The following is a 20,570-nucleotide window of genomic DNA, read 5'->3' on the forward strand; positions in this document are numbered from 1 at the left end:
GTTTTCCTCAAGCGGCTGCGGTTTCACTAAGGGGGAGCGTAATCTCGAATCCAGCGCCGCCAAGGCCGCTATCAAATACGCCAATTGTCCCGCCGTGGTCGTTAATTATGCGATGCACCATGGAGAGCCCTAAGCCACTGCCTTGGCCCACCGGTTTCGTCGTAAAGAAAGGATCAAATACTTGCTGATGATGCGACGCTGGAATGCCAGGCCCATCATCTTCAACCCAAAGCGTTAGCTCTTCACTGTATTGCTTGGCACTAAGGCGTATACAGCTAACGTCTGGTGCTTGCGCTGCGTTGCGTAATAGATTGGTGAGTACCTGTACGATTTGCTGCCCATTGACTAATAAATGGGGGGTAGGAGAGGGAAGATCAATATCCAAATGAATATTTCGTGGCTCCAACTCCTCTTCCACGAGCTCACTGGCACTCAGGATAAGCTGATCCAACGCTTGCGTGTCTTTATCTACGTTATGCTGTCTGCCCAGTTCCATTAACTGGCGGACAATTTGGACAATTCTTTCGACTTCTCCTCGGATACGGCCTAATCGAGCACGTTCGTCATCGCCAATGATGTCCCTGCGGGCTAAGCGCTGGGCTTGACCATTGATGACGGTTAATGGGGCGCCAATTTCATGGGCGACACCAGCCGCCAAAACGCCTAATTCAGCCAGCTTTTTAGATTTTCGTAGGCGCTTCTCTAGTTCGATTTCGCGCTGCCGACGGGCATCAATATCGCGATCTTTTTCTGCCATAGCATCGAGCATGCCGTTTAAGCCTGATGCTAAGCGGCGATATTCAGTCGGGCCATCTTCGGTAGCCCGCTGACTGCGATCACCATCTTCCACCAGCAACATCACGTGCAAAAGACGATTGAGTGGCCGTTCTATATAGTGCCTAAAGCCCCACCAAATGCTAAAAACAATACCGGCCGCTCCGATCACAAATACCAGCACTGCCACAATACTGATAAAACCTGTGTAGTTTTCGATGCCGGTATTAAGCCGGTTAACTTGCAGAACACCTTTCACCGTGCCGTTTTGCGCCCTCAGCGGAATCAATGCTGAGTAGTACGTCCAGCCTTCCTGCTGGCGGTAATTGCTGTACAGGTCATCTTGTTTGATAACCTGCTGAATTTCATCCGGCGAAAATAGGTCCTTGCCCAGACCTAGGCCATAAACCTCCCGGCCTTGGGTGTCGAACACATAAGCACCATAGATACGATGGAATGAAAAAGCGGATTGCAGCGCTTCTCCTAGTGGGGTGTCGCTATCACGAGTAACGGCGTAACTCAGTGATGTGCCCAATGCACGGGTGATAATCTCAACTTCGGTTTGCAGCTTGGAACGCACGTTATCTTCTAGCGACTTGATAGCCACTAGGCTAAAAACCACTAGAACGACAAACAGTGGCACGATAACCGTCAAAATAATTAAATTACGTAGTCGCATCAGGCATCCGTAATGAGTATCGGCTGTTCAGCGCAGAACAGCATTGGCAGCGTGCACAGACAGTATAAATAAATAGACAGTATCAATAGGCAGTATAAAGAGTCGCGGTTCAGATAACGTTAATGTAGGTTAATCCGCCACCCTTAAACGATAAAGGCCGCCCTGACTACCATCGGTTAGCAGATAAATGGCCTCGTTAGGACCTTGGCGCACATCGCGAATGCGCCCAATGTGGCCATCCAGAATGACCTCTTCATCCACCACGTTGCCGTTTTCCAATTGCAGGCGCAGCAATGTTTCGCTAGCTAAACCGCCGGCTAATAGCTGCCCCTGCCAGTCTCCAAACGCGCTGCTGGTGACTTCGGTAAGGCCCGAAGGCGCAAATCGGCCTTCAAAGCGGTAAACCGAGTCAACCATGCCGGGCTTCGATTCGACGCCAATCGGCTCATTTGTCCGGTAGTCATTGCCCAGGCTAACCTCAGGCCAGCCATAATTGCTGCCTGCCTTGATGTGATTAAGCTCATCGCCTGTGCGCGGGCCATGTTCGGTCGCCCAGGGTTCACCATTGCTAAGTACCGTCAACCCTTGGATATTACGATTGCCCATGGAGTAAATTTCATCCAAAGTGCTATCAGTACCCACAAATGGGTTATCGTCGGGTACGCCGCCGGTATCCGTTAGCCGCAGTGTTGAGCCTGCATGATCATCGCTTGCCTGGGCACGGGATGGGGTAGCGCCGCGGTCTCCAATACTCATTAATAGCGTGCCGTCTGCTAGCCACGCCATACGCGAGCCGTAATGACGGCCGGGGGACGAGGCGCGATCCTGTTCAAAAAGGTGCTCGACCTCACCGAGTGAATTCCCTTGCCACTTAACCCGTGACAGTGCTGAGCGACTGTTATTGCCGTCTGGTTTGCTCCAGGTGAAATAAATCCAGTCATGTTCACCGTCACCAAAGGAAGGATGCAAGGTGATATCGAGAAGTCCACCTTGCCCCTGGTGGCTAACCGTGGGCAGTCCTTCGAGCGTTTGCTGGTTACCTTCGTGATCCACTAAGACGAGTTGACCGCGGCGTTCGCTGACTAAAAAGCGCCCATCAGGCAAAAAAGCCACTGCCCAAGGGGCGTTCAAACCACTCGCCACACGTTCAAGTGACAAGGTCATTTGCTCGGTTTCGATCGCGTCGTGAAGCATTTCTGCTCGGGCATTGCTAACCGGGTCCGCCAGCATTAGCCCGCCAATAGCTGCCAGAAACCAACGCTGAGAAGGCGTCGTTAGCCCTGTCTGGCGTTCCTGTGCTTGGTGCATCACGGTCACTCCTGTGGTCGGGGCTTTCGATGATCATATTGCATGTCTAGCAATGACTGCTTAAAGCGAGCGGGGTTCCCTGTGTCGCTATATATGCGGCGGGCTAAATCAGGTGGGGTAGGCCAAAGAGACTACATCAGAAATGCCAGCAGTATCGGTAAATACACCAGAGCAAGCAGCGTCGAGCAAAACACGAGGCTGGCGACATACGCCGGTTCGCGCTGGGCACGCTGGGCGAACAAGTAGTTAAACACGGCGACAGGCATGCACATTTGTAGCACCAGAATGCTTTGTGCCAGTGGGGGCAGGCCAACCCAACTTGCAATTAGCCACGCTGTCCCCGCAGCAAGGGGAATACGTACTAGGCTAAAACCGATGCCAGAACGCAGGCTTTTTACTTGGATGCTGGCTAGAGAAACACCAAGCGTTATCAACATCAGCGGTACGGTGAAGCCAGACATTAAATCGACCGTATTGGCCAGCCATGGGGGCAGCGATGTGTCGGTTAGCAGTAGCGCCATCGAAATTAAAATGGCATAGACGGTGGGCGTTTTCAGCAGCGTTTTAGTCGGGCTTGCGTTGCTATTGAGAACCGCCCCTAAAGTGAACTGAAAGAGCGAGACCGTCACCATCACCGTAATGCCATAGGCAAACCCTGCGCTGCCAAAGGCATACAGAACGACGGGGAGTCCCATATTGCCGGTGTTGGGATACATCATCGGGGCGAGTAATACGCGCCAACTACGGCGCAATAGTTTGGCGACCACAAAGCTCGCTGCACCCATGGTCAGTATCACAATAGCCGTGGCAAACATCACCTGCCCAAAGCTATTGGCATCAATATTAGCCCCAGAAAGTGAGGCAAGCACCAGCGCGGGTGTGCCGATGTTAAACACCAAACGAGTAATGAAATCGACGGGGTAGGGATGCCCTAAGCGTACCCATAGATATCCCAGCCCAGCACCGGCGAGTACCGGAGCCATCACGGCAAAAAGTTCGGCGAGCATTACCATTCCTTGACGATGATTAGCGGCTCATTGTCGTTAATTAGGCCGCTAACTGGCAAGGCGAATTGGTTATTCAGCGTTAGCGGTGGCGTGGTTGGTTTGCCAGGCAGCCGGAACTTGCTCGCGTAAAAACTCGAGCAGTGCGTTAACTCGGCGCGAATGGTGGCCATAAGCGTACAACATGGTGATGGGCAGCGGGGCGGGTTCCCAGCCGTGCAAGCAGCTGACTAAATCACCGGGATGATGCTTCTCGCGTTTTTCAACCACCCAGTGGGGCAGCAACCCAATGCCTTGGCCATAAGCAATGGCATCAATTTGAAGCACCGTTAGATCAACGCGCAGCCGTGAACGGGGCGCATTAAACAGAAAGTCGTCGTGATGAGCATGGTGGAACAGCAAGCCACTAGAAGCGCTATCGAGTAAATCAATCCACGCGTGTGATTCAAGCTCGCTTGGATGCTGAGGGTAACCAGCGTTGGCAAGGTAGCTGGGGTTGGCATAAAGGCCGCGAGTCAAGTGTCCTAAACGCTCCTGATTGAGACCGCACTCGTGCGTTGGTCCTAGCCAGATGTGCACACTGTTGCTGTGCATTTTAGTAGGTGGAGATTCTCGCGTGTGGAGGGTTAATTCCACCTTGGGATAGCGAGTGAGAAACGCATCAACGACGCCTGCCATCCAACCTCGTGCTAATGCCCCGTGAACTTCCAGTGTTACTTTTCCGCTGATTTCCTCACGCAGTTCTGCCAGCGCTTCTTGGCTATGTGCCGCCATCGCTAGCAGTTCTGTGCAGTAGTTATGAAACAGCAGACCCGCTTCCGTAGGAATCAGTCGATTGGCTTGCCGCCTAAGCAGAGGCTGGCCCAATCTTGCTTCTAACTGGCTAATGCGGCGGCTCAGTGTCGATTTAGCAAGTCCTAGCTTTTGTGCGCTGCGCGTTAGGCTGCCGCTAGTCATCACATCGGCAAAAGCGGCGAGTTCATCAAAATCGTACATGGTCGGGCCATTAGGCAACAGTTGAAGCGCTATTGTGCCATTTAATGATGTTAATGAAAATAATTGGCATTTGTGTTCCGGATGGCTGAACGTACTGTGCGACCTCTTTGTGTAAGAATTATGCAAAAATACGAATGTTAATGATTCGTATTTGATCGCAAGTGCTCTTTCACACTAAAGGAACCCTGCTATGTCTACTCGTTTGCGTCGCACGCTATTGGCCGGTGCCATCTCTTCATTGGCCAGTAGTGCCGTGTTGGCACAAGAAACACCTCGGCTAGATGATGTTGTGGTTACCGCATCGGGGTTTGAACAGCAAATTTCCAGTGCGCCTGCTTCTATTAGCGTTATTTCTCGGGAAGAGCTTGAGCGTGGCCACTATCAAAATGTCACCGACGCGCTGCGTGACGTGCCGGGTGTGATTGTTACCGGCGGCGGCGCAGGTGACCGTGGCAATGATATTTCAATTCGTGGCATGCCTTCCCAGTACACTTTGATTTTGGTCGATGGGCGTCCGCAAAACTCTCGTGAATCACGCCCGAATGGCAGCGCTGGATTCGAGCAGGACTGGCTCCCACCACTCCAAGCGATTGAGCGTATTGAAGTAGTGCGTGGGCCAATGTCGACGCTCTACGGCTCAGACGCTATCGGTGGGGTGATCAACGTAATTACCCGCAAGGTGGCCGATGAGTGGCACGGCAATGTACAGCTCGACACGGTGCTACAAGAAAACAGCAATTCTGGAGACAGCCGCCAAGCGAATTTCTACCTAAGCGGGCCGTTAGTGGGTGACCGGTTAGGTCTGCAGGTTTATGGGCGTGCCTCAGAGCGGGATGAAGATGATATTTTGAACGGCTACGAAGAGAAAAGCCTGCAAAGTCTGACCGCACGGCTAAACTTCGCCGCTAACGATAATCACGACTTCACCGCCGAAGCTGGCGTTACCGAACAGGATCGTTACTCACGGGTAGGGCGGTCTGGTGCTGCTGAAGGGTGTCGAGGTGGTTGCACCGATAGTATCGGCGAATACACCAATACTCACGTTGCGGTTACCCATAGTGGCCGCTTTGACTGGGGCACCAGCGAGACCTTTGTACAGCGTGAGCGTAGCGATAACAAATCCCGCGATATTGAAATTACCAATACTACCGCTAAAACCAGTGCAGTGATCCCATTAGGCATGCACCTAGTGACTGTTGGCGCGAGCTACGAAGAAGAGTCGCTGAACGATACCACCACCAACCGAATATCTGACCGGACCGAAATCGAAAATAGCCAACGGGCGCTATTTGTAGAAGATGAGTGGATGTTGACCGACACCTGGGCGTTGACCGGTGGTTTACGCGTTGATGACGACGATAACTTCGGCAGTCACGTCAGCCCGCGCCTGTACAGCGTTTGGAATGCAACACCGGACTGGACCCTTAAAGGGGGCGTTTCAACCGGTTATCGCTCGCCAAGCCTACGTGAAATCACTCCCGATTGGGGGCAGGTCAGCCGTGGTGGCAATATTTACGGTAACCCGGACCTTAAACCTGAAACGTCGCTTAACAAAGAGATTGCACTGCTCTACGCCAATGATGCCGGTCTAAGCGGCAGCTTGACGCTGTTCCACAACGACTTTGAAGACAAGATTACGCGTATTGCTTGCCCTGTCGATATCTGTACCGATGGCCCTAATGATTTTGGCAGTGATCCTACTTATCGCGTCAACGTGGATGAAGCGATTACGCAAGGGGTAGAAGCCAGCCTGGCAGCGCCGTTGACAGATGCAGTGTCGTTAACGGCTAGCTATACCTTCACTGACTCCGAACAGAAAAGTGGTCAATATGCTGGTGAGCCTTTGACGCAGCTACCACGCCATCAGGTCTCGGCTACACTCGACTGGCAGGTCAACTCGCGACTCAGCCAGTGGACCAAAGTGAGCTACCGTGGCGAAGAGAGCCAGCCCACCACCGGGCCGTCGCAAAGCTCCATCGTCGCGCCATCCTACACCTTTGTGGATGCAGGAATGGGTTACAAGCTCAACGATAGCACCACGGTGAATGCGGGTATCTACAACCTATTTGATGAGCGCATTACTTACGAAGAGTACGGCTACGTAGACGATGGACGCCGTGTTTGGTTGGGGCTGAACGTCGCGTTCTAGCCCCGGTTTTGCCAAGCGATTAAACGTTGCGGCCACCTGATTAGGTGGCCGCGCTTTTAAGTGAACCACGTGTTTATTTACGAATGTTGGGCTTGGGCAGGCTGCGTATTGCGTTTGCTAAGCTGCAGCACGCTTATCATCAAGGCTGGCAGGAAGGTCACTGTCACGATGGAAGCTCCCAGCAAACCAAATAAGACGATCGCTCCCACGCCACGATAGAGTTCGGTGCCTTCACCGGGCAAAAACACCAATGGCGAAAGCCCGCACAGCGTTGTCAGCGTGGTAATCGCAATCGGGCGCAGGCGGGTTTGAACTGCTTGAGACACGGCTTCCTGAACGGACAGTTGCTTATCGTGAAGACGCCGCCGTGCCTGGTCGACCACCAGGATAGGGTTATTAACCACCGTCCCCATGAGTATCAAAAAGCCCAGCATGGTAATCATATCGAAGGGCTGAGTGAGTGGCGCGATGCCAATGAGAGGCAGCAAGCTACCCACTGTATTCATGGCCGCTAAACCAATAATGCCGCCTACCACGCCCAAAGGAATTGAGGTAAGGATCAGTAACGGGTACCCCCAGTGAGAGAAAATCGCTACCAAAAGCAAATAGACAATCACAATCGCAATCAAGAAGTTACCCATTAGCGCGTCTCGCGTAGCATTTAACTGATCACTAGCTCCCGAAATTGAAATAGCCACTGCCGAAGATAATACCCCTTCATGGCGAAGCCGCTCCAGCATCCTCTCGGCCTGCTCAACTCCCGCTTCCAGGGCAATACTGGGGGGTGGGATGACATTCAGGGTCACCGTTCGGCTACCATCGACACGACGAATAACGCTGGTATCCATGGTTTCATCAATGCTGGCGACGGCAGAGAGCGGCAATGTTGCGCCGCTGGGAGTATGGAGCAGAAGGTTGGGTAGCTGGTCCAGAGGTAGCGACCGCTGGGGGCCATAAAGATAGATATCGATCTTTTCGTCGTCGAGAAAGAAGTCATCCACATAGGCACCTTCGGTGAGTGCGGCGACCGAGAAACCGACATCTCCTGCCGCTAAGCCAAGCGCTGACGCCTGTGCCCAGTCGGGGCGAATTTGAATCAGCGGCTGATCTAGCGACAGCGAGGAGGGTTGGCTCTGAATGCGCGGATTACCAAACTCTTGGCGGGCTTCTCGGTAGAGGTTATTGGCGGCTTCATAAACAGTCGCCAAGTCTGGGCCAGAGATATCCAGGTTGATACTCCGTGTGCCGCCATCGTTACTGGAAATGATCGAGCCTTTTGAGGCAAAGGCGCGCATTCCTGGAAAGCGCTCGTAGTAGCTGGTAAGTGCATCCATTAACGCTTCGATGTCGCCGGGGTCCGCTGCTTCCGCGACGATAAACAGCCGCGTCGGGGCGACTCGCATGTTCATATAGGCCAGCGGTGGCACCTCAGTGTCGCCTGCTAAAAATGCCGCTGGATCAGCGCCTACATGAGGTAAAAAGTAATCCTCTACCTGCGCGGCGATTCCCGCCATCTCCTGCAGGCTATAGCCTGGCGGTGGGCTCATCACCGCAAAGGTTTTAGGTTCCTCGCCTTCGGGTAAGTACTCGGCGGGCGGAGTGAGTACCAAGAGAGTCCAGCCGCTGATCGCTAGCGTGGTTACCAGGATCGCTCCGCGCCGAAAAGGGGTGGCGATCAAACGCTCAAGTCGCTTCCCAGCCCACGAAGCGGGAGAGGCCGCGGGGCTATTCTCATGTTGGTTGCGCATCGAAAAACTAAAGCGCGAACAGAGGGACGGCACTAGCGTAACTGCCACCAGCATTGAAGCGAAAATAGCAGCGGAAACGGCAATGGCCACGTCAGAGTACAGCTGCCCAGCTTCTTCTTCGATAAACACAATCGGTAGGAACACCAAAATGGTGGTGGCCGTCGATGCTAGCGTCGCAGGCCATACTTCCTGTACGCCGCGTAGCGCCGACTCAATGCGGTCGAGCCCTAAACGGCGGTATCGCTCAATATTTTCCAGTACCACAATACTGTTATCGACGCTCATGCCTATGGCAAAGGCAATGCCTGCCATGGAAATCACGTTAATCGTGCGCCCGGTGAGCATCAGCCCTAAAAAAGCCGCAATGGTGCAGAAGGGGATGCCGATAACGCCAATAAAGGTGATGCGAGCGGAGCGCAAAAACAGGTACATCACCAACGTTGCAAAGGCCGCCCCAAGTAGCAGGTTGCTCCATACATTACTGACCGAGGCTTCTACATAGCGCACATCATCGGCAGTCAACACCATTTCCATACCTGCCGGGCGCAGAATGCTATCGTTAATAGCTGCCATTTCTTCTTCAATGGCGTATTTGATATCGATGACGTTAGCACCGCTTTCCCGCCGCAGGTCCATACCAATGCCCGGTTGGCCGTTATAAAACGATAGCTGGCTTAAGCGAGACTGTCCCTGGCGGACCTCGGCAACGTCGGCAAGCCGCACGATGCTATCGCCTTGACGAGCGATAACCAGCTGCGCCAAGTCTTCAGCATCATCAAAGCGACCCAGTGTGCGTATCAGATAGCGGCGTTTACCGGCTTCTAGTTCGCCCCCGGAAATATCCCGGTTACGTTGGGTGATGGCATCGCGTAACTCGGTAAGTGAAATCCCGCGCTGGGCCAGTGCGCCCGGGTCGAGCAAAATTTGTAGCTGCCGCTGAGCGCCGCCATTGACGCCGACTTCGGACACGCCTTTAACGCTTTCCATGCGGGGCCGCACACGATCGTCGATAAAGTCGTTCATCAGTTGGATATCTAGCGCCTTAGGATTACCGGGTAGCGTTCCCACGTGAAAGCGCAAAAACGCGTCTGTCGAAAAGGCGGCAGAAACAATCCGTGGCTGGTCTACATTAGTGGGATATGGCGATACTTGGCTGAGCGCGTTATTGACTTGAATCAGCGCTGCCGTCATATCCACGCTAAACGGGAATTCAAGCTCAATTTCAGCGCTGCCGCTTTCGGCTATCGCCGTCATGCGGGTAAGGTTCGGCACATTGCGCAAGTACTGCTCCTGCTCAATGAGGATCTCTTTTTCGATATCCTGGGGTGTCGCTCCCGCCCAGCGCGTCTCGACCGTTATTGTGCGGGTTTCAATATCGGGAATCATCTGAACTGGGATGCGCAGCGTGGCGGCAATGCCCAGCAGCAGGAAGATTAGTGCGATAACCGTAACCAGCGTTTGCTGGCGCAAAAGGGCTGCAAACATTACTCGCTCCCCGCCGTGATATCCTCAACACTGACACCTTCGACCAGCGATTCATTGCCACGAATGACGACCTGCTCATCACCGGTGAGACCCTCGATAATTTCCACACGGTCGGCAAAGCTAATGCCCAACTGCACACGTTGTTCAGTCACGTGGTAGGTGTTGTTTTCGTTAGGGGTGGCTACCCATACGGTGACTCGCCCATCTGGGTAGCGGCTTAACGCATCGCGGGGAACCGTTAGTCCATCGCTATTGGTCGGCGCCCGTAGCACAGCATCCACTGCATTGCCTGGGTATAGGGACGCTGCTTCGGGCACATGGGCGCGTAATAGAAATGTGCGGGCACTAGGGTCACTGATCGGCACCACGGTGGCGATAGTCGTCTCATAGGTTTGTTGCCCCGCACGTAGAGTGATAAACGTTTCGCCTTGAATGGCGGTATAAAAGGTTTCGGGCACCTGAAAATCAGCGCGCAGCTCGTTTAGGTTAACCAGTCGCGCAACGCTATCTCCTGGCGTGACCCACTCACCGAGATTGACGCTGCGAGCGCTGACGACTCCATCAAAAGGAGCGTTAATTACATGGCGAGCCAGTAGCGCGCTTAGGCGCGCTTGCTCCGCTGTTAAACGCGAGCGCGCGGCGCGGGCCTCGTTAACGGCACTACGGCGGGCGCTAGCTTCAGTCGCCGCGATGTTACGCCCCACGCCCACCGATTCTGCTTCTCGCAATAGCCGTTCTGCTTCCGCTAGCGTGGCCTGGGCCTCTTGCTCTGCGGCAGCCGCCGCTGCTACGTCAAAACGAGCCAGGTCGTCATCCAGCGCTATTAGCGTGTCGCCTTTGCTGACATGGTCGCCTGGATTAACTGCTACCTGAACAATTAGCCCTGCTACCGATGCTGATAGGAGGGCATCTTCCAGGGAGTTTACGGTGCCGACTAGGTTTGTTTCGGTATAAATTGGTTCGCGGTTTACCGGCGCTAGTTCAACCCTGGGGGCTGATTGCGCGAAGGAAGCACTAGAGAGCATTAGGCCGCAGAGCAACAGTAGAACCAAGGCAAGATAGCGGACGAGCGGGTGCGCGGTCATGACAGACAGTTCCCTAATAAACATCGAATTCGCTGTTAAGCGGGCGTAAAAAAGCCCTGGCGCATGGCCAGGGCAGTAAGTCAGCATTGAAACAGTAAGGAAACCTCTTGTATTAGAAATCGTACGTGGCAGAAACCCAGAAGCTGCGGCCATCCAACGCTACGCCATCGGTCGAACGGCCCGTTTGGGTAAAGCGATAAGCCAGCAGTGTATCGCCGTTGTGCACGAAGGTATCGGCGCCGGTGAAGTCTTTATCGAATAGGTTGTAGATGGTGCCGGTTAGGCGCACGTTGTCACTGAAGCGGTAGGAACTGCGCAAGTTGAACAGCTCGTAGCCGTCCAGCTTGTTGCCTAGCTGCTCGACAAGCGAGGCGGATTCACCGCTTACATCGCCCACGAAACGCTCGCGGGAAGAGTAGTACTCACCTTCCAGCGTGGTGCTCCAGCGATCATTGATCGCCCAGGTCAGGTCGGCGGTCAGCTTGTGGTCAGGCGTATTGGTGAGTACCTGACCTTCATTAGCACCCGAGGTGATTTCGGAATCTGTGAAGGTGTAGCCACCGCTAACTCGCCACGCTGGGGCAATCTGATAGCTAGCATTTAGTTCCACACCGCGGGTTTCGGCTTCGTCGATATTGGTCAACTGACCGAAGCTCTCCTGCTGGGTGAAGTTGCCGACGCTCAAGCAGTTCGCCAATCCTGCGTTCGGCGTATTACCGCTGCTGTCGACGAATTGGCAGTTAGGAATGTCCGCAGCACTGGCAATACGGTCGGTGAACTGGTTGTAGAACACCGTCGCACCTGCCGAGAAACCGCTCTGGTTGTCGTAGACCGCGCCAATTTCGTAGTTGGTGCTCTTTTCTGGCTCTAGGTCCGGCGAACCAATGTTCACTGTGGTGCCCTGGCCGCCAAAACCATTGATACCGCTGTGCAGGTCATTCAGGCTTGGCGTTTTGTAACCACGGCTCACGCCACCTTTGAGTGTCCAGTTTGGCGTGGTGTTCCATACCAAGTAGCCGCGTGGGCTAAAGTGACCGCCAAAGGCATCGTGGTGCTCATAGCGGCCCCCCAGGGTCAATGCAAGGTTGTCTCGTAGCATCCACTCGTCTTCGGCAAACAGTGACCAACTGGTTTGTTCGAAGGTAATGTCGCCTGCGGTACCGTCCTGAAGCTCGGCATCAATGTACTGGCCGCCAATGGTGGCGATATGGTCGCCCAGAGGTGCCACAAACTTGGTATCAACGATGATGTCGCGGCTCTCCAGCAGACGGTCTTCACCGCCTTGGGCTTCGTAGCCGTAATCCGGCGCGCTGCCCGCTGGCAGCGTGCGGCCAAGCGTTTCGGTGAAGTTGCGCGTTATGCTGCTTTCCCAGGTGCCTGCGCTATAGTGGCCTGTGTGGCCAATAGCGATCTGGTCGCGGTTGAAACGCAGCTCATCTTTATAGCCGTTAACGCTGCCGAGTGAGGGCTGTCCTGCACGATTGGTACCGTCCTGGGTGCCCAGTCGGTTATCGTCGTTGGAGTACACTTGGCGGGCGCGCTCGGCGTCTAGCCAGAACTCGTTCGCTTCGTCCGGTGTAACGTTCAAACGCCCACCGATGGAGTAAATGCGTGCTTCGGTAGGTCGTGGGTCGCGGCCAGCACTGTTTTCGACCATTCGCTCAGAGCTGTCTCGATCGAATAGGCGGCCACGCACTTGTAGGCCAACGGTATCTTCCACTAGCGGCCCGGCGCTATAAAGGTTGATCGTCGAGCTGTTGCCTGCATCTCGATCCTCCTGGAAGGTATTTTCGACGCTCACCGAACCCGCCCAGTCTTCACCGATACGGCGTGTGATGATGTTGATTACCCCGCCCATGGCATCTGAACCATAGAGCGTCGACATTGGGCCGCGAATGACCTCGATACGTTCGATGGCAGAGAGCGGTGGCATAAAGCTGGTAGAGGTTGCGCCAAAGCCGTTAGGCGTGACGCTGCCTGAGGTGTTCTGACGACGGCCATTGATCAAAATCAGTGTGTAGTCGCTAGGCATGCCACGGATAGAGATATTCATTCCACCCGTTTTTCCCGTGCCCGCGCGCACGTCGACGCCCGGCACGTTAGCAATTGCTTCGGCAATATTAGAGAACTGTTTTTGCTCCAGTTCTTCACGGGTGACCACGGCAATACTCGCAGGAGCGTTATTCAACGACTGCTCATACCCAGCAGCAGTAACCACCACATTATTCAACTGGGTATTTTCTTGAGCTAACGCCGCGGTGGCGGTGACGCTAAGAGCGACGGCGCTGGCTAACGCGGTGCGAGTGAAGCGTGGCATGGTGATCCCCTGAGATGAAACTTATTTGCTAATGAAAATGGTTATCAAGCGAGGTGGTGATTCTAAGAAGAAAAGTTCCCATATGCGAGTTTGTTTCATCGAACATTGCGTTGCAAAATATCGAACAAAGTTGTGAGAAAAATATACCCCTATAAGGTTGTTAGGCGGCTAACTGAGCAGGTGTTGCTGTATCTGGAACGTTCGATTCGTTGGAATAATAATGCAAGTGCTTTTGAGAATCGTTATTATCATCACCATAAACTCTCAGGAGCGTTACTTATGGGTTACTCATCGCTGCGCAACGGACTAGTAGGTATTGTAGTAGGCGGGTTATTGGTAGGCGGGTCGTTAGCAAGCGTTGCTCAGGCGCGCACGCTGGATACCGCATACGGAGACGTTGAAGTTAATGATGCGCCAGAGCGTGTTGTCACTCTGTATGAGGGGGCGTTAGATGCTGCGTTAGCCGCGGGCGTTACCCCCGTTGGCGCGATCACTACGCGCGGTGGTGATAATGTTGCTGAGTATGTGGAAGCCCACTTTGATGGCGAGCGTCCTGAGATTGTCGGCGTTACACGTGAAATCAATATTGAAGCGGTTTTGGCCCAGCAGCCCGACTTAATTTTGGCCGCGGCTCAGCTATCGGAAGAGCAGTACCAGTTGCTATCGCGCATTGCGCCCACCGTGGTGCCGCATGCCCAGCCGTTAGCGTTTGATAGTTGGAAAGCGGAAGCGCGGCTTTATGGACAGGCACTTAACCGTGAAGCAGAAATCGACGATGCTATTGCGACCGTCGACCAACGTATCAGTGAATTGGCCGCTGCGATTGATGATGCTAACGCGGGTGGCACCGCGGTGCTGGCTCGCTGGATGCCCAATGGCCCGATGGTGATGTCCAAAGAGCTAATCGCCACTGGGCTGTTAGCGGAGGTGGGGTTAGAGGTTCAGGATGCCGGTCTGGTTGCTGAAGGTCACCCCCATAGCGATATACTCAGCCTTGAAAATCTTTCCCAAGTGGACAGCGATTGGCTGTTTTTGGCTACGCTAAACGCCGATGGTCAAGCGGCGTTAGATGCCGCCAAGCAAAGCGCAGCCTTCACACGTTTAGACGTTGTTAAACGAGACCAGGTTGTGGCGGTGAATGGCCAGCTGTGGAGCAGTGCTAATGGCCCGCTAGCCGCCCAAGCCATTTTGGACGACATTGAGAACGCATTGTTGCCGTGAAAGATGCCGTGACATCACTATCTAGCGCAGTGAGTAGCGCCAGTCGGCGCTACGCTCCCCGTACATGGCTGCTTATTCTGCTCACCGCCCTTGTGGCGGTGAGCGTCGTTAGTTTACTAATTGGGGCAGGGGAGGTAGGGCCCCGCCGAGTGTTGGGTTTGCTGTATGGGGTAAGCGACAGTGAGGCGCAGTTTATCGTCTGGGAACTTCGCGCTCCGCGTACCTTAATTGGCATTGTGGTAGGCATTGCGCTGGGCGTTGCCGGGGCGCTGCTACAAGCCATCTCCCGCAATCCGCTCGCCGAGCCTGGCCTGCTGGGGGTTAGCGCAGGGGCGGCCTTTGCGGTAGCGCTGGCACTGGTGCTAGGGGCTAGCGCTGCCACGCTACGCATTTCGGTTGCTCAGTTAGGGGCGTTGATCGGCTGTGTGTGTGTCCTCAGCGTGGCGCGTTTTCGCGGAGTGGGAAATGACCCCGTGCGTTTAGTGTTGGCGGGGGCGGCATTTTCTGGGCTGTTAGGCTCGCTCACCTCATTAATGCTGCTGTACGACCAGCGCGCCGCTGATGAAATTCGTTTTTGGGTGGTAGGCAGCCTAGCAGGAAGACGGCTGGATGATCTTGTCGCGGTGCTGCCGAGCTTACTGGTTGCTGCCATCGCGGTGGTGATCATGGCGCGGCCGCTGGCGGCACTAGCGTTAGGCGAGCGAGCGGCGAGTGGCCTGGGGCATCACCCCACGCTGATCCGTTGGGTAGCCGTTGGTTGCGTGGCTCTGCTGGTTGGTGCGGCAACTGCGATTGCTGGGCCGATCGCCTTTGTTGGGCTGGTGGTGCCATTTGTAGCGCGCGCGTTTGCCGGGCCTGATATTCGCCGCACGCTGTGGTTTTGCCTGCCCATTGGCCCATTGATTGTACTCTCGGCAGATATTATCTCGCGTGTTGTCGTTGCGCCTTCTGAGCTGCCATTAGGGGTGCTTACCGCGCTATGTGGCGCACCGGTACTCATTGCCGTGGTGCGCGCTAAGCGATTACCCATGCTATAGCTTTTTTTAAACACCCTGCCGCCCAGGCGTCTTGGTGTCATCTTGGTGATGTGTTGATATGAAAATAATGGCGAATCATCCGCCTTTAACGGATGTTGTCACCCCCAGCCATGTTTTAAACAATGTGCCAGTCGATGCCGCAGCACATGCTGGTAGCGTGCCAGTACCAGAAGGCTACTGGCATATCGTGCTACCCCGTTGGGGCTATAGTTTTCTGTTCGAAAAGCGCGCGCTAGCGGTCAATATTGGTTTGTTGATTGCGTTGCTGGCATCTTGCTTGCTCTATCTAAGCTTAGGTAGCGTACCGCTGGCGCCTAGTGAGGTTATTCCTGCCGTGCTAGGTAAGGGCGACGTAATGACGGCTTTTATGGTGCAGGAGCTGCGTTTGCCTCGTTTGGCCGCTGCTTGTTTTACCGGGGCGGCATTCGCACTTTCAGGTATTTTGATGCAAACCCTGGCACGCAATCGCCTAGCCACACCCGGCATTATCGGTATTGATAATGGCGCAACGGCCTTCGCGGTAGCTTCAGTTGTAGGTATGGGCGTGTCTATTGCGCCACCCGCGATGGCATTGGCTGGAGCAACAACCGCCACCGTGCTGACCTTTGGGCTCGCGGCGGGCAGTGGCACCCAAGGATACCGGTTTATTGTCGCGGGCATTGGCGTGGGGGCGGTGTTTGGTGCTGTCACCCAATTAATGCTGGCGCGGGTAGCGATTGACGTCGCCAATGCCGCCTACCCATGGACAGTGGGATCGCTCAATGCTCGTCCTGGAGGCGCAGTACAACTGCTGGGGATTGGTTTGGCATTGGGGGTGATTACCGCCTTGGCGCTGGCGCGTTCACTGACACTACTACGCTTTAAAGATGCCACCGCCAGTGGTCTCGGGCTTCGTGTTAAAGCCCGCAGGCTACAGATCCTGATGCTATCCGTCGTGCTTACCGCCTTTGCGGTTGCTGTGGCCGGTCCAGTGGGCATGGTTGCGCTGATTGGCCCAGAGATTGCCCGCTCTCTTTCCAGTGCTCGACATGTGCCAATCCTAGCTGCCACCTTAGCTGGCGCTTTAGTGATGCTGTTGGCCGACCTTGCCGGGCGCACCCTCTTAGCGCCGATTGAAATTCCCGTTGGCATTGTTACCGCAGTGGTTGGCGGGCCTTGGCTGTTATGGATATTAATGCGCCCACAACGGAGCCGCCCATGAACAAATCATCTCGTTTACCAGGCCAAGTATCAGCAACGCCTGTTTCACCAACGCTAGCCACCAATGCGTTGTGCATGAGCTACGGCCAGCACCGAGTGATTGAAAACCTGGGCGTTAGCCTGCCTAGCGGACAGGTCACCGCCATTGTTGGCCCTAACGGCTGCGGTAAATCAACGCTGCTTTCCGGCCTTGCTCGTTTGCACAAGCCAGACAGCGGCGCGGTACTGCTGGATAGCCAGGATATTCAACGCCTGCCTGCGCGTCAGTTAGCCACTCAGTTAGCCTTGCTGCCCCAAGAGGCGGTGGCCCCGGAAGGCTTAACCGTTACGGAATTGATTCGCTTTGGTCGTCAGCCCCACCAAGGCTGGCTGCGTCAATGGTCGGCGGAAGACCAGCGCGTGGTGCAGTACGCGCTCGATGCCGCTGGTTTGGAAGACCTCGCCGATCGGCCGCTAGAAGCGCTTTCCGGCGGCCAACGCCAGCGTGCCTGGATCGCCATGACCATTGCTCAGCAAACGCCGCTTGTGCTTTTAGATGAGCCCACCTCTGCGCTAGACTTAGGCCATCAGATTGAAGTGTTTGAGCTAGTGCGCCACTTGGCTTGCCATGGCCGCACGGTGGTGATGGTATTGCACGACCTCGCCAGTGCTTGTCGTTATTCAGACAACCTGATTGCGATGCGTGATGGCCAGATTATTGCTCAGGGAGCACCTGCTGAGGTGGTGACACCCGAGCTAGTGCGCGAGCTTTACCAAGTAGACTGTACGCTGCTGCTTGACCCGGATACCGGCAGCCCCTTGCTGGCTAACGTGCGCCGCGTGGCTCAGCCTGCCTAAGCGCCCCCAGCAACTTCTAGCCACCGCTCTCGTTCTCTCTACATAATTCTTTCGATAACTTCTAAAAGGAACCGATGTGGCTTCTTCACCACTTCGCGCTCAAGCGACGTCTTCAAACCAAAGCTTTCAAGCGCTCCTACGACTGCTGCGCTATGCCAAAGGTTACCGGCGGCGGATTGCCGCGGCTACTGCCTGTTCTATTATCAATAAACTGTTTGATATCGCTCCGGAAATTCTGATCGGTGTGGCGATTGACGTGGTGGTGAATCAGGAAAACAGCTTTGTTGCGCGGCTGGGTTTTGAAACGCCTCATCAGCAAATCACCATCCTAGCGGTGCTGACGTTCTTTATCTGGGCGGGGGAGTCGCTGTTCGAGTACCTGTTCCAAATTCTCTGGCGCAACCTTGCCCAGCGGCTACAGGCCGATATGCGCCAGGACACCTACGAGCACGCCCAACGCTTGGATATGGCATTTTTCGAATCTAAAAGCTCCGGCCAGCTTGTCGCCACCATGAACGACGACGTAAACCAGTTGGAGCGCTTCCTGGATGGCGGAGCCAACGCGCTGATTCAAGTGGGTGTGACGGTAATCGCGGTAGGCGCCGTGTTCTTTGTGTTGTCACCGCTAATTGCGCTGCTGGCATTCACGCCGATTCCGTTGATTATCTGGGGCGCCTTCTTTTTCCAACGCAAAGCCGGGCCGTTGTATAGCGATGTGCGTGAAAAGGTGGGGGATCTTGCCAGCCGCCTTTCCAACAACCTGAGTGGCATTGCCACCATCAAAAGCTTTACCAGTGAAGCACGGGAAGCCGAGCGCCTCCGCGATGCCAGTGAAGCCTATTTGGAGGCCAACCGCCGGGCGATAAAGGTCAGCTCCGCGTTTATACCCGTGATCCGTATGGCGATTCTGGCGGGCTTTCTCGCTACCTTTACCGTCGGCGGCATGATGGCGCTGAACGGCAGCCTGAATGTAGGCGCTTATGGCGTCTTGGTTTTCCTTACCCAGCGCTTGCTGTGGCCGCTCACCGGTCTTGCCCAAGTGATCGACCTGTTCGAGCGCGCGATGGCCAGCACCAAGCGGATTCTCGATCTGCTGGAAGTGCCAATCACAGTTAAAGATCAAAGTGCGATGCCTCTCACTGCACCTGTGAAAGGCGAGGTGCGGTTCGAAGCAGTGAGCTTCCACTATGCCGCTAGCCAAGTAGGCGTAAATGGCGTTGATCTGCACGTGCCCGCAGGCAACACCCTAGCGCTGGTAGGCGCTACCGGTTCCGGTAAATCGACCCTGATCAAATTGCTGCTGCGCTTTTACGACCCCGCCAGCGGCCGCGTACTGGTCGACGGCCAGCCGATCACACAGGTCAGCATGCACTCGCTGCGCCAAGCGATAGGCTTGGTGAGTCAGGATGTGTACCTGTTTGAAGGCAGCATTCGCGACAATATTGCTTACGGCAAACCCGATGCCTCAGAGGCCGCGATTATTGACGCCGCGAAAACCGCCGAAGCCTGGAGTTTTATTGAAACGTTGCCCCAAGGGTTGGAGACCCCGGTTGGCGAGCGAGGGGTATTGCTCTCAGGTGGCCAACGTCAGCGGCTTTCCCTGGCTAGGGCGCTGCTTAAAGATCCGCCAATCCTGGTGCTGGATGAAGCCACCAGCGCGGTGGACAACGAAACTGAAGCTGCCATTCAGCGTTCGCTAAAGCGCATCGCCCATGGCCGTACGGTGATTATGATTGCCCATCGACTTTCAACCATTGTGCATGCCGATGAAATTGTGGTGATTGAAAAAGGACGCGTTGCTGAACGCGGTAACCACTCAAGCTTACTGGAGGTTGATGGCCACTATGCGGCCCAGTGGCGAGTACAAACCGGCGCCGCCCAGGCAGGCGATGTGGAAGCACTCAGCCACTGAACGCGCCTTGCGGCGCGTTAGCGGTTCACTAGCAGGGCATTCAAGGTGACCGGTACATGCTCGTCAATCTCCTGATAGCCCAGCAACGACAGCACGGTTCGCACCGTGCTGTTGGCCATCAGCGCGCGGCCATCCATCGCCATCGGTTCAGCATGGGTAACGCGCACCTCGTTCAACCCTTCACGGGTAAAGCGCAGCGGCACCGACTCTTCCTGGTTGATCAAATCGGTTTGTACCCGAAAGGTAAGTGTTTCTACCATGGATTCACCAATATCCAAGCCATCTAACCGCTCCGGTGGCATTTGCGCGATCAGTGTGACTAGCGTGGTATTGGCTAGTAAGCCCACCCATGGCGGCAAATCACCAAAGCGAGTCAGCAAATCCGTTTGGCTCAAACGTAACGGCAGGCGCAGGGTGCCATCGGCAGAGATATCACCCTGCAAATTGTTCACCTGATGGTGATGGGTTTGCGGGGCATTGCCATCTAATTGAGTAATAGACGCCTGTACCTGCGACTGTCCGGGATCTAGCTGCCAATCCGCGTGAACCGGCACCGCCAATAATAGTGGGATAAGAGCAATCAAAGCTTTCACAGCACGCCTCCGCATCAGTAACTCACTACCAGACCCCATACTTTTCAATAAGTGCCGCTAAAAAATTGCTGCTATCACTACAAGATAGCACCGGAAGGGGTAGCCTCGCCCGAACACATTCGCTATTATATGCACGCTTTACGGGCCTATAGCTCAGTTGGTTAGAGCAGGGGACTCATAATCCCTTGGTCGTAGGTTCAAGTCCTACTGGGCCCACCAATTAAA

Annotated in this window: 14 protein-coding genes and 1 tRNA gene; 7 read left to right on the forward strand and 8 right to left on the reverse strand. The window is 54.8% G+C overall.

Annotated features, from left to right (window positions below; all coding sequences use genetic code 11):
* Positions 1–7: 7 nt before the first annotated feature.
* The 4 genes from HVE01_RS00925 to HVE01_RS00940 all read right to left on the reverse strand — a co-directional run bounded on the left by HVE01_RS00925 (position 8) and on the right by HVE01_RS00940 (position 4,761).
* The gene (locus HVE01_RS00925; protein WP_125750780.1) at positions 8–1,453 is read right to left on the reverse strand and encodes a sensor histidine kinase; all 1,446 of its coding nucleotides are present in this window, start codon (positions 1,451–1,453) and stop codon (positions 8–10) included.
* A gap of 129 nt (positions 1,454–1,582) precedes the next feature.
* Complete coding sequence (locus tag HVE01_RS00930; protein WP_146941873.1) at positions 1,583–2,761, reverse strand: PQQ-dependent sugar dehydrogenase; 1,179 nt, start codon at positions 2,759–2,761, stop codon at positions 1,583–1,585.
* Positions 2,762–2,892: 131 nt separating this feature from the next.
* Positions 2,893–3,768 carry an AEC family transporter gene (locus tag HVE01_RS00935; RefSeq protein WP_146941875.1) on the reverse strand — a complete coding sequence of 292 codons (876 nt, stop codon included), beginning with the start codon at positions 3,766–3,768 and terminating at the stop codon, positions 2,893–2,895.
* A 69-nt stretch (positions 3,769–3,837) separates the two neighbouring features.
* The gene (locus HVE01_RS00940) at positions 3,838–4,761 is read right to left on the reverse strand and encodes a LysR family transcriptional regulator (RefSeq protein WP_125750770.1); all 924 of its coding nucleotides are present in this window, start codon (positions 4,759–4,761) and stop codon (positions 3,838–3,840) included.
* Between the two features lie 190 nt (positions 4,762–4,951).
* Here HVE01_RS00940 and HVE01_RS00945 point away from each other — a divergent pair, with 190 nt between their 5' ends.
* Positions 4,952–6,910, forward strand: coding sequence for a ligand-gated channel protein (locus tag HVE01_RS00945; RefSeq protein ID WP_125750767.1), 1,959 nt, complete (start codon positions 4,952–4,954; stop codon positions 6,908–6,910).
* Between the two features lie 77 nt (positions 6,911–6,987).
* On the opposite strand, the gene HVE01_RS00950 is transcribed toward HVE01_RS00945, so the two are convergent.
* The 3 genes from HVE01_RS00950 to HVE01_RS00960 form a co-directional block, all read right to left on the reverse strand.
* Complete coding sequence (locus tag HVE01_RS00950) at positions 6,988–10,143, reverse strand: efflux RND transporter permease subunit (protein WP_146941877.1); 3,156 nt, start codon at positions 10,141–10,143, stop codon at positions 6,988–6,990.
* Positions 10,143–11,228, reverse strand: coding sequence for an efflux RND transporter periplasmic adaptor subunit (locus HVE01_RS00955; RefSeq protein WP_146941879.1), 1,086 nt, complete (start codon positions 11,226–11,228; stop codon positions 10,143–10,145). The genes HVE01_RS00950 and HVE01_RS00955 overlap by 1 nt, the downstream gene beginning before the upstream one ends.
* Before the next feature lie 112 nt (positions 11,229–11,340).
* A complete protein-coding gene (locus tag HVE01_RS00960) occupies positions 11,341–13,545 on the reverse strand; it encodes a TonB-dependent receptor domain-containing protein (protein ID WP_146941881.1) in 2,205 nt (734 codons plus the stop codon).
* Positions 13,546–13,824: 279 nt separating this feature from the next.
* Here HVE01_RS00960 and HVE01_RS00965 point away from each other — a divergent pair, with 279 nt between their 5' ends.
* The 5 genes from HVE01_RS00965 (at position 13,825) to HVE01_RS00985 (ending at position 19,752) form a co-directional block, all read left to right on the forward strand.
* Positions 13,825–14,766 carry an ABC transporter substrate-binding protein gene (locus HVE01_RS00965; RefSeq protein WP_146941883.1) on the forward strand — a complete coding sequence of 314 codons (942 nt, stop codon included), beginning with the start codon at positions 13,825–13,827 and terminating at the stop codon, positions 14,764–14,766.
* Positions 14,767–14,834: 68 nt separating this feature from the next.
* On the forward strand, positions 14,835–15,803 hold the full coding sequence (locus tag HVE01_RS00970) for a FecCD family ABC transporter permease (protein ID WP_125753752.1): 969 nt from the start codon (positions 14,835–14,837) through the stop codon (positions 15,801–15,803).
* A 58-nt stretch (positions 15,804–15,861) separates the two neighbouring features.
* Entirely contained in the window at positions 15,862–17,004 is a 1,143-nt protein-coding gene (locus tag HVE01_RS00975) for a FecCD family ABC transporter permease (protein WP_146941885.1), read from the forward strand.
* A 74-nt stretch (positions 17,005–17,078) separates the two neighbouring features.
* Positions 17,079–17,840, forward strand: coding sequence for an ABC transporter ATP-binding protein (locus HVE01_RS00980; RefSeq protein ID WP_125753749.1), 762 nt, complete (start codon positions 17,079–17,081; stop codon positions 17,838–17,840).
* A gap of 76 nt (positions 17,841–17,916) precedes the next feature.
* On the forward strand, positions 17,917–19,752 hold the full coding sequence (locus HVE01_RS00985; RefSeq protein WP_146941887.1) for an ABC transporter ATP-binding protein: 1,836 nt from the start codon (positions 17,917–17,919) through the stop codon (positions 19,750–19,752).
* Between the two features lie 17 nt (positions 19,753–19,769).
* Here the strand turns inward: HVE01_RS00985 and HVE01_RS00990 are convergent, their stop codons facing one another.
* Entirely contained in the window at positions 19,770–20,345 is a 576-nt protein-coding gene (locus tag HVE01_RS00990; RefSeq protein ID WP_244973747.1) for a hypothetical protein, read from the reverse strand.
* A gap of 142 nt (positions 20,346–20,487) precedes the next feature.
* Between HVE01_RS00990 and HVE01_RS00995 the strand changes: the two genes are divergently transcribed.
* Positions 20,488–20,564 (forward strand) — tRNA-Ile (locus HVE01_RS00995).
* The last annotated feature ends 6 nt before the right edge of the window (positions 20,565–20,570 follow it).

The organism is Vreelandella venusta, assembly GCF_007989605.1.
Classification (GTDB): domain Bacteria; phylum Pseudomonadota; class Gammaproteobacteria; order Pseudomonadales; family Halomonadaceae; genus Vreelandella; species Vreelandella venusta.